Raw genomic sequence first — 13,543 nt, 5'->3', positions numbered from 1 at the left:
GACAGTGCCTCCATCGAACTACAGCGAGGGCACCGACCGCTGACCTGAGCACACCCACCACCACCACGGGATGTGGAGCGGCGACGTACCCATCGACTCACTCTCCGACGTCTCCGAGGTGGCGCACACGGCGTGCCCGAACACGTCGCGGACGTCGTGTCGGATTCCGGCACGAGCAGCGAGCCCCGGGACAGCGCGGCGCACATCTCGGGCACAATCGTCCGTGGTCGCGAATGACACGACGAGGGAGCCAGACATGACGTGGATGCAGAAGGCGGTCACCCCCCAGGTGTCCGCCGCCTATCTCGAGAGCGGCTTCGACCGGGTGGGCGGGTTCGTCGTGCGCGCGGCCGACGTCGCCGACGCGACGACTCCCGCCGCCGTCTACGAGGTGCACGGCCTCGGCTTCCCGGGCAGTCCGCACCGGCCCGACGCTCCGTACGTCGACGTCCTGCGCTTCCCGGCGACCCCCCAGCTCCGCTTCGAGAACGCCGTGGGTGGGCTGGACGAGGCGAGCCGGGCGCGGACCGGCGGCCCCTTCGTCGACCGCCCGCCGTTCACGGGCACGGGGTTCGTCGCCACCTCGCTGGCCGTCGTCCCGCTCTCCTGGCTGGCCCACTCGCGGGTGCCGGCCGGCTCGGAGCTGGTGCGCATCAGCGCCGACGGCTCGGCCCAGGTGCTCGCCCGCTACGTCGACGTCGGCCACGGCTGGCAGTCCGACACGGTGCGGGTCGGGCACTCCTCCAGCCCCCGGATATCCCGGTACGTCGGCGCGATGGCCATCTGGGCCAACACGCCCCTGAACGCCGACGTCCTCGACGACCGCGTCGTCGTCGCGGCCGAGGTCGAGCCGCCCGCCCAGTACGGGTTCCGCCGCACGCCCGCCGGCCGATGGTCGCGCGAGGTCCCTCGCGCCGAGGTGAGCCAGCTCTTCGAGATGTACGTGACGGCCCGGTGGAACGGCCTGGAGGTCCGCGTCGTCGACCAGTGGACCGACCAGAACGGTGAGGCCGTCTCCCACGTGAGCTACATCGGCCACAACGCCGACCTGGCCGAGGGGCTGCGCCTGCCCAAGATCGACGCCGGGCTCTACGAGGTGAGCGTGCCGACCTCGTCCCTCACCCGTGTCGAGACGAGCCAGCTGGTCCCGCAGAGCTGGACCACGCTCAGCCCTGGCTGACGGAGCAGCTACGCGACGGTGACGACGGTCCCGACGATCTTGTCGGCGAAGGTCTGACGGCGCCGGTCCCAGCTGGGCCACAGCAGCCCGAGGAACAGGGGCAGGACGTCGAGCACGTGGGCGAGGTCCCGGGCGACGAGCCGCCCCGCACTGGGCACCTCTCCGGTCACGGTCCGCACCGTGATCCCGCGGCGCCGCTTGCCCCACGACTGCCCCGTGCGCGCCGTGCGCACGTAGCGGTTCCACGACCAGATCCCCAGGTAGAGCAGGATCGCCACCCACGCGGCGACGATCCCGGCCGGGGTGAGGTCGGAGGCGTCACTGCCCGGCCCCCGCGGCTGCGCCGTCGCCAGCGCGTACCCCAGGGGCACGAGCGCCGGCAGCCCGACGACCACGAGATCGAACCAGGACGCGAAGACCCGCACCTCCCAGGGCGCGAGGCCTGGGCGCACGTCCGCCACGGTATGTCCCTTCCCGCTCACGCCAGGACGGGCGCCGAGCTACTCAGCGCGTCGGTGAGCAGCGCGACGAGCATCTCCACCTGGACGTCCGCGACGACCTCCTCGTCCGAGCCGTCCAGGGCCCGGGCCGCGAGGCCCGCCTTGGACCCGATGAGCTCGGCGATGCGGGTGTCGAGGGTCTGGGCGGCGATGATGCGCCATGCCGTCACGGGCTCGGGCTGACCGATGCGGTGGACCCGGTCGATCGCCTGGGTCTGCTCGGCGTCGGTCCACGAGAGCTCGGCGAGCACGAGGTTGGACGCCACCTGGAGGTTGAGCCCCACGCCCGCCGCGGTGAGCGAGCAGACGGCGATCGAGACCTCGGGGTCGTTCGTGAACGCGTCGATGTTCTTCTGCCGCGCCGTGGAGCTCTGGTCGCCCCGGACCGAGGCGAAGCGGATGCCCCGCTGGGTGAAGAGCTCCTCCGCGGCGTCCATGACGTCGATGTGCTTGGCGAAGAACACGACCTTGCCGACGTTGCGCGCGAGCTGGGCGGCGTAGTCGGCCGCGGCCCCGCCCTTGGCCGAGCCGAGCTTGCGCATCATCGTGAAGACGTTGTCCTCGGACTTCTTCTCCGAGGTCTTCGTCGTCTCCCACACGGCGACCTGGCGGACGAGCTCGTGGTCGATGCCCTCGACGACGTTCTCCCCGTGCCGCACCTCCAGGGCCTTGCGGTAGCGGTTGACGAGACGGCGGGCCAGCGCCCGCTCGGCGTCGCGGATCGAGCGGCCCGCGGCGTCGTCGAGCTCGACGAAGACATCGGCGATGCGGCGGGCGGGCAGGTCGGCGGCGACGTCGATCTTGCGGCGCCGCACGATGCCCTGCTCGATGACGGCGCTGCGGGCGGCGGCGTAGAAGCCGCGGTCCGAGGGCACCAGGCCGGTCTCCTCCAGCGCCTCCATGAGGTCCCCGAGGGGCTTCTCCTCGTCGATCCAGCCGAGGAACTGCCAGATCGCGGTGAAGTCCTCGATGTCGTTGATGAGCGGGGTGCCGGTGAGCGCCATGAGGAGCGGGGCCCACGGGCGTGAGCGCAGCTGCTCGGACAGGTGGAGCACGTGCTGGGACCGCTGGGACTTCTTGTTCTTGATGAAGTGCGCCTCGTCGACGACCATCCCGCGCACGCCCAGCTCGAGGCTCCCGAGCCAGCCGACGTGGCGCTCGAGGATCTCGTAGTTGATGACGATGATGTCGGCGAAGGCGTCGATGTCCTCGCCGTCGCCGTGGACGACGGTGGCGCGGTGGGCGGGCGTCCAGCGCTCCGCCTCGCGGGCCCAGTTCGTCTTGACGACGTTGGGGACGACGACGAGGAGCGGGTAGGCGTCGGCGGCCTGCGCGGCGAGCAGCGCCTGCGCCGTCTTGCCCAGGCCCGGCTCGTCGGCGAGGAGGAAGGTGCGGTGGCCCTCGGCGGCGGCCTCGACCAGCCGGGACTGGTGCGGCATGAGCTCGAGCCCGGGCGGCACGCGGGTGCCGTTCGGCTCGGGCAGCGTCATGCAGGCGGCCTCGCCGCCGTACTCGAAGGAGCGCAGCAGCGGCTCGATGAGCTCCCAGCCGGCCAGGCGGCGCGGGCGGGCCGGTGGCCGGCGCACGGCGTCGTAGTCCGGCTCGAGGAAAGGGTTGGCCATCTGGCGGGAGATGACGGCCTGCGGCACCACCTGGCGCTGCTCGACGGCGGAGGGCTCGCGCGGCCCCTCGGGCTCGGGCTCCGCCTCCTCGGGGACCTCGAAGCCGGCGTCGAGGAGCATCTCGCGGCGCAGCTCGCGGGCCTCGGGCGAGACGACGGCCTCGTCGGCGATGAGGGCGAGGAGGCGGGGGTCGCGGGCGGCGGTGACGGCGAGGATGGTGGCGATGCCGTCGAGGCGCTTGAGCTCCTCGCCGCGACGGGCCTCGTTCAGCGTCGTGTCCACCTTGATGCGGGCGCGCTCCTCGCGCACGAGCAGCGCGATGGCCTGGAACTTCGTGCGGGTGGAGGGGACCACCCGCTCGCGCTTCACCGCACCCTCGACCTCGCGGACGGCCCGGGCCAGCACCGGGATGAGCCCGCTGTTGTCCTGGTGCTTGCGCTTGGGCGTGCTGCGCGGGGCAGTACGACGAGCGCCCGACGGGCGCTGGGCTCCTCGAGCCACGGACTCCTCCTCCGGAGTGACGACACACATCGCGGCGGGGACGGCCCACACGCAGCACCCGGGGTGACGGACGTCAGATGGTCCAGTCTCGCCGAGAGTCCCGCTGCAGCAGGTCCGCGACCGGAACAACCCGGTCGGCAAACCACCGCGACGCCCTCACCCTACCTCCCGGCCCGCGTCGTGCCGCGCCCATTCGGGGTGGGCGATGTCACGCGCCGCGGTGGGCGACGTCGACGGCGCGCGCCCAGCGCAGCACGTCGTCGGGGATCTCCGGCGAGGCCAGCTCCGACCCGGCCAGGTGGGCGACGACCTCCGGGGCGGGCACCCGCTCCCCCGAGCCGCGGGTGAGGAAGCGCCCGGCGACGACGCCGCGCGCGCAGCGCTCCCCGCGACGGCTGAAGACCTGCTCGAGGTAGACGACCCGCTCGTCCCAGCCGACGACGCGCGTGGAGATCTCCACGCGGTCCCCCAGACGCAGGGAGCGGCGGTAGGTCATCGTCGACGCCGCGACGACCGGGTACCACCGCTTCTCGTTCAGGCGCGGGAAGCCACCGAGGTCGGCGATGTAGTTGCTGCGGGCCACGTCCATCATCTGCAGGTAGGTGCCGTTGTTGACGTGGAGGTAGAGGTCCAGGTCCGTGGGCAGCACCCGCAGGGTGGTGGTCGACGGCGCGAGGACGTCGAGCCCGAGGGAGCGGCGCGGCCTCGCGGTGGCCAGGAGCAGGTGGAGCTGGCGGGACATGCCCGCACCGTACAGGGGCGCAGGCGCGGGGCCGGTCGTACTCCTCATCTCGACCCGTGCCGTGCCGATCGTGCGGGTGGCCGCGCAACCGGCGCCCGGCCGCACCCCCCTCCCGAAAGGCCGCCATGTCCGAGGTCCGCACCTTCCTCCGCGACCACAGGATCGGTCTCGGCGTCGTCACCGCAGCCCTCGTGGTGGTCGGTGGGGCCGCCGTCGCCGACAGCCCGGGGACGAGCACGACGGTCGCGGCCGTCGTCGACGGACGGACCATCGACGTCCTCGTCGACGGCGAGGAGCAGCGGGTGCGGCTGCTCAACGTGGCCGCCCCCGACGAGTGCCTCGCCGACGACGCCGCCGCCTTCCTCACCGAGCGGCTCCCGGCCGGCACGGAGGTGGACCTCGAGTACGACGAGGAGCGTCACGACGACGCCGGGAACGTCCTCGCGGGCGTCCTCGAGGAGGGCTCGCTCGTCAACGAGGAGGTCGCGCGGGCGGGACTGGGTGTCGCCGTCGTCGAGGAGCCCAACCGGCGCTTCCACGACGCGGTCCTCACGGCCCAGCGGGCCGCCGAGGTCGAGGGGCTGGGCCTGTACTCGGAGGACGTCGAGTGCACCGTGCCCGCCCAGGTGAGCGCCTACGGCGAGCAGGTGAGCGAGCTCGAGGGCGCGGTCGGGGCCGGCACCACCCGGGAGCTCGACCGCTGGGCCACCGAGGCTGCCGCCGCGGCCGCCACGGGTGCCGCGCTCGCCGAGCTGCTCGACGGTGACGACGCCGCCCTCCCCCTCCTCGCCTACACCGGTGAGCACTGGACGCTGCACGAGGACGTCGAGGAGTGGACCGCGCGGGTCGTCGAGATCGAGGAGACCGTCGCGACCGAGCGGGCCGCCGAGGAGGAGCGCATCGAGCGCGAGAAGGCCGAGCGGCGCGCCGCGGAGGAGGCCGAGCGGGAGGCAGAGGAGGCCGCCCGGACCAAGGAGGCGGCGCGCTCCGAGCGGGAGCTCGAGCGCGCGGCGAGGGCCCAGGAGACGGGGCCCGGCGGCGGGAGCGCCTCCTTCGAGAGCTGCACGGCGGCGCGCAACGCCGGCGCCGCGCCGGTCCACGCGGGCCAGGCCGGCTACGGAAGCCACCTCGACCGCGACGGCGTGGGCTGCGAGTAGGTGACCGACCCGGCCAACCGCCTCACGGCGAGTGGCCGCTCGTAGCGGCGTGTGTTGGAGCCCGGGGGTGTGAAACCGGGCCGGTCACCTGCTCCAACCACAGGCCCGGCCGCCGCATTCCCGGATGCGCACGACCGTCCCCCGGCCCACCCTGGATATGACCGCAGACACACCACCAGGGAGGCACACCATGGCCGGGACCGTCGCAGAGAGCATGACCCCCAACCCCACGACGATCGAGGCGAACCGCACCGTGCGGGACGCCGCCGAGCTGCTCGCGTCGGGTGACGTGGGCGCCGTCGTCGTGGTCGACGACGGCGAGGTGGTCGGGATCGTCACCGACCGGGACATCGTCGTGCGCGTCATCGCCACGGGCGGCTCCCCCGAGGACCCGGTGCGCCAGGCGTGCAGCCAGGACCTCGTGACGACGACGCCGGACGCCGACGCCGCCGAGGCCGTGCGGATCATGCGCGATCGTGCGGTGCGCCGCATCCCCGTCCTCCAGGGCGGCAGCCTCGTGGGGATCCTGTCGATCGGCGACCTGGCCATCGACCGCGACCCCACCTCGGCCCTCGCCGACATCTCGGCGGAGGAGCCGAACACGTAGTCATCCACCACGCGCCCGGGCGGTGAGCTGCCGCCCGGGCCACCGTCTCGTCGCCTGGACCCGGCCCCGGAGCGTCTCGGACGCTGTGGGACCATGATGGACATGTACCGACTGCACCTGACCTCGCGGAGGCACATCGACCTCGCGCGGGTGCACACGATGATCTGTCGGTCCTAGGCGACACGGCACCCGGCCGCTCCAGACGGACCGTCTGCCGACCTCTCTGTCGCCCTCTCTCACGTCCGACGTGTGCAGCAGCCGCCTTCAGAAAGGACCTCGGCCTTGACCTCAACGATGCGTGCGCTCGTGCTCCGCGAGCACGGCGAGCTCGGCGCGCTCCGCCTCGAGGACGACTACCCCCGCCCCCGGCTGGTGGCCGGGCACGTCGTCGTCCGCGTCACCGCGAGCTCCTTCAACTACCACGACATCTTCACGGTCACCGGGATGCCGGGCATCCGCCTTCCCCTGCCCGTCGTCATCGGCCTCGACGTCGTCGGGGTCGTCGAGGAGGTGGCCGACGACGTCACGGGTTGGCGGCCCGGGGACCGCGTGCTCGTCCACCCGCTCGACTCGGCCGGCACGCTCATGGGCGAGCAGCGCGACGGCGGAATGGCCGAGTACAGCCTCGTCGAGGCGGGCCAGCTCATTTCCGTCCCCGACGGCGTCACCGACGTCCAGGCCGCCGCGCTGCCCGTCGCGTACGGGACGGCGCACCGCATGGTCGTCGGCAAGGGCGCCGTGCACGCCGGGGACAAGGTCCTCGTCCTCGGCGCCTCCGGCGGTGTGGGCACGGCATCGGTCGTCCTCGCCAAGCAGCTCGGCGCGCACGTGATCGCCGCGGCGGGCTCCGACGAGAAGGCCCAGAAGCTGCTCGAGATCGGCGCGGACGAGGTCCTCAACTACCGCGAGGTCGACTTCTACCAGTGGGTCAAGGAGCACTACGGCAAGCCGGCCCGCTGGAGCGACGAGACCGGCATGGACGTCGTCATCAACTTCACCGGCGGGGACACCTGGCACCCGACGCTGCGCAGCACGAAGCTCGGCGGGCGCATCCTCGTGTGCGGCGCGACGGCCGGCTTCGACCCCGTCGAGGACCTGCGCTACATCTGGTCCTTCGAGCTGCAGATCATCGGCTCCAACGGCTTCGCCACCGAGGACTTCGAGGCGCTGCTCGCCATGGTCGCCGCCGGGGAGATCGACCCGCCGGTCAGCGACGTCCTACCGCTCTCCCAGGCGGTCGAGGGGCTGCGCAAGGTTCGCGACCGCGAGGTCCTCGGCAAGATCGTCGTCACCCCCGGGAGCGGCGAGTGATCACCACGGCCGAGCTCGAGGAGCGCATCCTCACCTCCCCCTTCCACCGGTGGCTCGGGTTGCGGGTGGTCTCGGTGAGCGCGGAGGAGCTGCGGCTGAGCGCCACCTGGCGCGAGGAGTGGGAGAACGGGACGACGGCGCGGGTCACCCACGGCGGGATCCTCGCCACCCTGCTCGACCTCGCCGCGGACTGGGCGCTCGTGGCGAGCCAGGGCGCCCCCGCCCCGACCATCGACTTCACCACCCACTTCCTGCGGGCGGCCGCGCCGGGCGACCTCCTCGTCGTCGCACGGCCGGTCAAGCTGGGCCGCTCGCTCACCGTCGCGGAGGCCGAGGTGCTCGACGGCGCGGGCAAGCAGGTGGCCGTGGGCCGCGGGACCTACGCGAGCTTCGCACCGAGCACGACGACGGAAGGGTCCCCCACATGAGCCGCAACCAGGGCGACCGGATCGTCGCCGACCGTCCCGACACCCCGGCGGTCATCGGGGTGACGAACCAGGGCAGCACGACCCTCACGTACGGCGAGCTCGAGGCCGCGGTCCAGTCCCGCGCCGCGCAGCTGCACGCCCTCCTCCGCCCCGGCCAGACCGTGGGGATCCTCGCCCTCAACTCCCCCGAGTGGCTCGTCGCGTTCTACGCGGTCCAGCGCGCCGGCGGCGTGCCCGTGCCGGTCAGCCACAAGATGCCGGCGGAGACCCTGGGCTACGTCCTCGAGGACGCCGCGGTGACGCTGCTCCTCGTCGACGACCACACCCGCAGCCTGGTGACCACCGACGTCCCAGTCCTCGACCTCGGGACGCCCGCCCCGCCGTCGTCCTTCACCAGCGTGGTGCCCGAGCCGGGTGACACGGCGATGATCCTCTACACCTCCGGCTCGACCGGCCGCCCCAAGGGCGTGCTGCTGTCCCAGGCGAGCCACCTGTGGGTCATCGACCAGACGGCGCAGACCGTGGAGCCCGGCAGCACGCGGGTGCTCATCTCCGCGCCGCTCTACCACATGAACGCGCTGACGAACTCCCAGCGCTCGCTCGCCTCCGGGGCGACCATCGTCCTGCTCCCGGGGTTCCAGCCCGCCCTGTTCGTCGACGCGCTCGCCTCGCACCACGTCACCGAGCTGAGCGGCGTCCCCCCGATGTTCGCCATGCTCCTCCAGCGTCCGGAGCTGCTCGCCGGCCGCGACCTGTCCTCCGTGCGCGGCATCTACATGGGCTCCGCGCCCGCGGCCCCGGCACTCTTCGACCAGCTCCGCGCGGCCTTCCCCAACGCCGAGATCGCCTTCGGCTACGGCACCACGGAGTCCGGTCCGGTCGTCTTCGCCCCGCACCCCGACGGGCTGCCCACGCCGGACGGCTCGGTGGGGGTCGCGAACCCCGCCGTCGAGCTGCGCCTCGTCGACGGCGCAGGACGGCCCGTCGAGGGCCACGGCGTCCTGGAGATCCGCAACCCGGCGCTGCTCACCGGCTACCACAACCGGCCCGACGTCCCCGTCCCCGTCACTCCCGACGGCTTCCACCACACGCGCGACGTCTTCCGCGTCGACGAGAACGGCTTCTACTTCTTCGCCGGCCGCGAGGACGACATGTTCACCTCCGGTGGGGAGAACATCTTCCCGCGCGCCGTCGAGCAGGTCCTCGAGACGCACCCCGCGGTCGACCAGGCCGTCGTCGTCCCCGTTCCCGACGACGTCAAGGGCGCCAAGCCCGTCGCCTTCGTCACGCTGCGGCCGGGCGCGGAAGCCGGCGAGCAGGAGCTCAAGGCGCACGTCCTGGACCACCTCGAGCCCTTCGCCCACCCACGACGCGTCTGGGTGCTGGAGGACATCCCCCTGTCCAGCACGAACAAGGCCGACCGGGAGAGCCTCACCGCCCGTGCCGCCGAGCTCATGAGGACCACGTGAGCGCCCTTGCACCGGTGCCCCGCGAGTCCCGGCTGCACGCGGTGGCCCTGCCGGCGGCGGTCGTCGTCGGTCTCCTCGCCCTCCTCCAGCTGCTGTCCGTCACCGACGTCCTGCCGCGCAGCTACGCACCGCCGCCCACCGAGGTGCTCGCTGCCCTCGGCCGGCTCCTCACCGGCCCGGCCCTGTGGACCGACATCGGCAGCACGCTCGTCGGGTGGGCGGTCTCGCTGGGGATCGCGGTCGTGCTGGGGACGGCCGTGGGCATGCTGCTCGGCAGTGTGCGCTGGGTCCAGTGGCTGCTCACGCCCGTCATCGAGTTCCTCCGCCCCATCCCCTCGATCGCACTCATCCCGCTGGTCGTCCTCACCATCGGCGGCGCACGCGACGGAGCGGTCTTCCTCGCCGCCTACGCCGCCGTGTGGCAGATGCTCGTCGCCGCGATCTACGCCACCGGCGCCGTCGACCCGGTGGCCCGCGACACCGCTCGCGCCTACAACCTCTCCCGGGTGCAGACGATCCGCTGGCTCACCCTGCCCGCGATGCTGCCCGGACTGGTAACCGGTGTGCGGATCGCCTCGGCGACCGCGCTCATCATCACGGTGACCAGCGAGATCCTCCTCGGCGGCGTACCGGGCCTGGGCCAGGGGCTCAACCTCGCCCGCAGCGCCGGTGACCTCACCCGGATGTACGCCTACGTCGTCGTCATCGGGATCGTCGGCCTGGCGATCAACACGGTCCTCACCGTGCTGGCCCGGCGCGTCGTCGGGTGGCAGGGGGCCCGCCGATGAACCGCCGCACCCTGCTCGGACTCCTCGGCGCGGTGCTCGCCCTCGCCGTGTGGTGGGCGACGTCGGCCGGCTCGACCAACGTCTACTACCCGCCGCTGCCGCGGGTGCTGGACAACCTCCTCGAGTACTGGCTCGGCGGGGCCGGCACCGAGCACCTCCTCGACAGCGTCCGCAACCTCGCCGTCGGGCTCTCCATCGCCGTGGTCCTCGGGATCGGGCTCGGCATGCTCGTCGGCCAGGTGCGGTGGCTGGATCGGGCGGTGGCCCCGACCTTCGAGTTCGTCCGCGCGATCCCCGCCACCGCGCTCATCCCGTTCGCGATGGTCCTGTTCGGGCTGGGGACGTCGATGAAGATCTTCATCATCGCGCTCGGCTGCTTCTTCCCCGTCCTCCTCAACGTCATCGACGGCTGCCGCCAGCTTCCCGCCACGCTGCTCGACACCACCCGCAGTTTCGGGATCACCGGCTGGTTCCGGCAGCTCCACGTCATCGCCCCGGCGATCTACCCACGCGCCGCAGCGGGCATCCGCATCGCCATCCCGCTCGCGCTCATCCTCGTCGTCACGAGCGAGATGACCGGCAGCCGCATCGGCATCGGGTTCGTCCTGTGGACCGCGCAGACCAGCTTCAACGTCGTGGCCGTGTGGGGGGCGATCCTCCTCCTGGGGATCCTCGGCCTCCTGCTCAACCTGCTCTTCGGCGCCGTCGAGCGCCTCACCGACCGTCGATACCACCGGGCGTGACATGACACAGACACCACCGATCCTCCACGTCGACCGGCTCGCCAAGGACTACGGCTCCTTCCGGGCCCTGGACGACATCACCTTCGACGTCGCTCCTGGTGAGTTCTTCACGATCGTCGGCCCCTCGGGCGCGGGCAAGACGACGCTGCTGCGCTGCCTCACCGGCCTGCTCGAGCCCACGTCCGGGACCGTCGAGTACCAAGGGCAGGCGGTGGACGGCGTGCCGCGCGAGTTCGCCGTCGTCCTCCAGGACTACTCGCGATCACTGCTGCCGTGGTTCTCCGTGGAGAAGAACGTCGCCCTCCCGCTGCGGGCCCACGGCGTCGCCAAGGCGGAGGTCGCCGAGCGCACCGCCCGGGCGCTCGCCGACGTCGGGCTGCGGGACGCCGCACGCAAGCACCCCGGCGAGCTCTCCGGGGGCATGCAGCAGCGCGCGGCGATCGCCCGCGCCATCGCCTACCAGCCCGAGGTGCTCGTCATGGACGAGCCCTTCGCGTCCGTCGACGCCCAGACCCGGGCCGACCTCGAGGACCTCGTCCTCACGCTTCGCGAGGAGTTCGGCATGACGGTCGTCTTCGTCACCCACGACGTCGACGAGTCCGTCTACCTCAGCGACCGCGTCGCGGTCGTGTCCAAGTCCCCGAGCCGCATCACCACGGTCGTCGACATCGACCTGCCGCGACAGCGCGACCAGATCGCCACCAAGGAGCTGCCGCGCTTCAGCCAGCTGCGCTCCGAGGTCTTCGCCGAGATCCGCAACCGCGTGCGTGACGTGGACGGACCCACCAGCCCCGAGTACGTCATCTGACGGAGGAACCATGAGAGCACGCACGACCACCCTCGCCCTGGCGGCGACCACCGCCCTGCTCCTCGCCGCGTGCGGCGGCGGCGGGGACGAGCTGGAGGCCGGCGAGGACGGCCTCACCCCGCTCACCGTCATGCAGATCCCGACGATGGACGCCGGGCCCCTGCACCTCGGCGTCGAGGAGGGCTTCTTCGAGGAGGAGGGCCTGGACGTCGAGGTCCGCATCGCCGAGGCGGGCTCGGCCATCGTGCCCTCCGTCGTCAACCAGGAGAGCCCCATCGGTTACGCGAACGCGGTGAGCGACCTCCAGGCCATCGACCAGGGGCTCGACGTCAAGTTCGTCGCCAACTGCTGCGCCGTGGGAGCGGACCCGGAGGCGGACACCTCCCGCATCTTCGTCCTGCCCGACAGCCCGATCACCGACGTTGCCGGCCTCGCGGGCGCGAACATCGCGGTGAACTCCGTGAACAACCTCGGCGACCTCACGATCGAGGTGGCTCTGGAGAACAACGGCGTCGACACCTCGGCCATCGAGTTCACCCCGATGAACTACTCCGACATGCCGGCAGCGCTCGAGCGCGGGGACGTCGACGCGATCTGGTCGGTGGAGCCGCACCGGGCGATCTCCGAGAGCCGCGGGTTCACCCCGCTCATCTCGAACTTCGTCGAGTCCTTCCCGGACACGACGATCGGCTACTACATCACCAGCGGGGCCTTCGCGGAGGCGAACCCGGAGATCGTCGCGGCGTTCCAGCGCGCGATGGACCGCGCGAACGACTTCGCCACCGAGAACCCGGACCGGGTGCGCGAGACGATCGTCGAGAACCTCCAGATCGACCCCGAGCTCGTCGACCAGACCAACCTCCACGTCTTCGCCCCCGGGCTCGACGAAGAGAGCGTCAAGGTGATCGCCGCGGCCGCCGTCGAGCACGGGATGATCAGCGAGGAGCCGGACTACGAGGAGATCTTCATCCGCCCGGGTGAGTGAACGGGGTGAGGACGAGCTCGGGGATCTCGACGTCCCCGGGCGCCGTGAGCACGGAACGGATGGCGGCGGCGACGCTCGCCGCCGCCATCGCCGTCGCCGGGTCGAAGTCCCGGCCGGCCTGCTCGTGGATGCGGTGCTGCATCCCCGTGTCGGTCCGGCCGGGCAGGACGCTGGTGACCCGGACGTCCGGCTCCTCCACCCGCAGCGTGTCCGCGTACGCACGCAGCGCGGCCTTGGACGCCGCGTAGGCGGCCCAGCCGGGGAAGGCGCCCAGCACGGCGGTGGAGCTGACGAACACCACGTGCCCGCCGCTGCGGCGCAGCCCCGGCAGCAGCACGCGGGTCAGCTCGACCGGTCCGGCGAGGTTCGCGGCCAGGACCGCGGCGAGGCGGGCCGGGTCGAGCTCGGCGGCCGGGGCGACCCCCTCGACGCCGGCGCAGTGCACGACGGCGTCCACCTCGACGCCGGCCACCCGTTCGGCGATCGCGGACGCGTCCGCGAGGTCGAGCAGGAGCACGCGCGCACCCGGCAGCTCCGTCCCGAGCCGCGCGACGTCCTCGGCGCGGCGTACGGTCAGCACGAGCTCGTGGTCGGTGAGGGCGTCGGCGACGGCGCGGCCGATGCCACGGGCGGCGCCGGTGACCAGGACACGACGGGCAGGATCTGGAGTCATCGATGAGCAGCCTACGCACCACCGAAGGA

The 13,543-nt window shown here is 72.4% G+C and carries 14 protein-coding genes; 10 read left to right on the top strand and 4 right to left on the bottom strand.

What is annotated here, in order from left to right:
* Window positions 1-256 precede the first annotated feature (256 nt).
* Window positions 257-1,180, top strand: a complete 924-nt coding sequence (locus DSZ44_RS01150) for a hypothetical protein (protein WP_110850756.1) — start codon at window positions 257-259, stop codon at window positions 1,178-1,180.
* Between the two features lie 8 nt (window positions 1,181-1,188).
* Here the strand turns inward: DSZ44_RS01150 and DSZ44_RS01145 are convergent, their stop codons facing one another.
* The 3 genes from DSZ44_RS01145 to DSZ44_RS01135 all read right to left on the bottom strand — a co-directional run bounded on the left by DSZ44_RS01145 (window position 1,189) and on the right by DSZ44_RS01135 (window position 4,545).
* On the bottom strand, window positions 1,189-1,632 hold the full coding sequence (locus DSZ44_RS01145; protein WP_181424492.1) for an RDD family protein: 444 nt from the start codon (window positions 1,630-1,632) through the stop codon (window positions 1,189-1,191).
* A gap of 26 nt (window positions 1,633-1,658) precedes the next feature.
* Window positions 1,659-3,803 (bottom strand): DEAD/DEAH box helicase, encoded by a 2,145-nt coding sequence (locus tag DSZ44_RS01140; RefSeq protein WP_258369129.1) that lies wholly within the window; start codon window positions 3,801-3,803, stop codon window positions 1,659-1,661.
* Window positions 3,804-4,011: 208 nt separating this feature from the next.
* Window positions 4,012-4,545, bottom strand: a complete 534-nt coding sequence (locus tag DSZ44_RS01135) for an acyl-CoA thioesterase (protein WP_110850754.1) — start codon at window positions 4,543-4,545, stop codon at window positions 4,012-4,014.
* Between the two features lie 125 nt (window positions 4,546-4,670).
* Here DSZ44_RS01135 and DSZ44_RS18675 point away from each other — a divergent pair, with 125 nt between their 5' ends.
* From DSZ44_RS18675 to DSZ44_RS01090, 9 genes are all read left to right on the top strand, one after another.
* A complete protein-coding gene (locus DSZ44_RS18675) occupies window positions 4,671-5,702 on the top strand; it encodes an excalibur calcium-binding domain-containing protein (protein ID WP_110851283.1) in 1,032 nt (343 codons plus the stop codon).
* A gap of 190 nt (window positions 5,703-5,892) precedes the next feature.
* A complete protein-coding gene (locus DSZ44_RS01125; protein WP_110850753.1) occupies window positions 5,893-6,309 on the top strand; it encodes a CBS domain-containing protein in 417 nt (138 codons plus the stop codon).
* Window positions 6,310-6,591: 282 nt separating this feature from the next.
* Entirely contained in the window at window positions 6,592-7,620 is a 1,029-nt protein-coding gene (locus tag DSZ44_RS01120; RefSeq protein WP_110850752.1) for a zinc-binding dehydrogenase, read from the top strand.
* Window positions 7,617-8,048 (top strand): PaaI family thioesterase, encoded by a 432-nt coding sequence (locus tag DSZ44_RS01115; RefSeq protein WP_110850751.1) that lies wholly within the window; start codon window positions 7,617-7,619, stop codon window positions 8,046-8,048. Before DSZ44_RS01120 ends, DSZ44_RS01115 begins: the two co-directional genes overlap by 4 nt.
* Complete coding sequence (locus tag DSZ44_RS01110; protein WP_110850750.1) at window positions 8,045-9,517, top strand: class I adenylate-forming enzyme family protein; 1,473 nt, start codon at window positions 8,045-8,047, stop codon at window positions 9,515-9,517. Before DSZ44_RS01115 ends, DSZ44_RS01110 begins: the two co-directional genes overlap by 4 nt.
* Complete coding sequence (locus DSZ44_RS01105) at window positions 9,514-10,305, top strand: ABC transporter permease (RefSeq protein ID WP_110850749.1); 792 nt, start codon at window positions 9,514-9,516, stop codon at window positions 10,303-10,305. Before DSZ44_RS01110 ends, DSZ44_RS01105 begins: the two co-directional genes overlap by 4 nt.
* Window positions 10,302-11,048 (top strand): ABC transporter permease, encoded by a 747-nt coding sequence (locus DSZ44_RS01100; protein ID WP_110850748.1) that lies wholly within the window; start codon window positions 10,302-10,304, stop codon window positions 11,046-11,048. The genes DSZ44_RS01105 and DSZ44_RS01100 overlap by 4 nt, the downstream gene beginning before the upstream one ends.
* 1 nt (window position 11,049) lies before the next feature.
* Window positions 11,050-11,856 (top strand): ABC transporter ATP-binding protein, encoded by an 807-nt coding sequence (locus DSZ44_RS01095; protein WP_110850747.1) that lies wholly within the window; start codon window positions 11,050-11,052, stop codon window positions 11,854-11,856.
* Between the two features lie 10 nt (window positions 11,857-11,866).
* Window positions 11,867-12,841, top strand: coding sequence for an ABC transporter substrate-binding protein (locus tag DSZ44_RS01090; protein ID WP_110850746.1), 975 nt, complete (start codon window positions 11,867-11,869; stop codon window positions 12,839-12,841).
* Here DSZ44_RS01090 and DSZ44_RS01085 read toward each other — a convergent pair.
* Window positions 12,822-13,514 (bottom strand): SDR family oxidoreductase, encoded by a 693-nt coding sequence (locus tag DSZ44_RS01085; protein WP_110850745.1) that lies wholly within the window; start codon window positions 13,512-13,514, stop codon window positions 12,822-12,824. The genes DSZ44_RS01090 and DSZ44_RS01085 overlap by 20 nt on opposite strands.
* Between the last annotated feature and the right edge of the window lie 29 nt (window positions 13,515-13,543).

Origin of the sequence: Georgenia satyanarayanai (assembly GCF_900116375.1) — a bacterium.
Classification (GTDB): Bacteria; Actinomycetota; Actinomycetes; order Actinomycetales; family Actinomycetaceae; genus Oceanitalea; species Oceanitalea nanhaiensis.
Note: the sequence above shows the minus strand (reverse complement) of the source record. Positions and strands in the feature narration are given on the sequence as shown.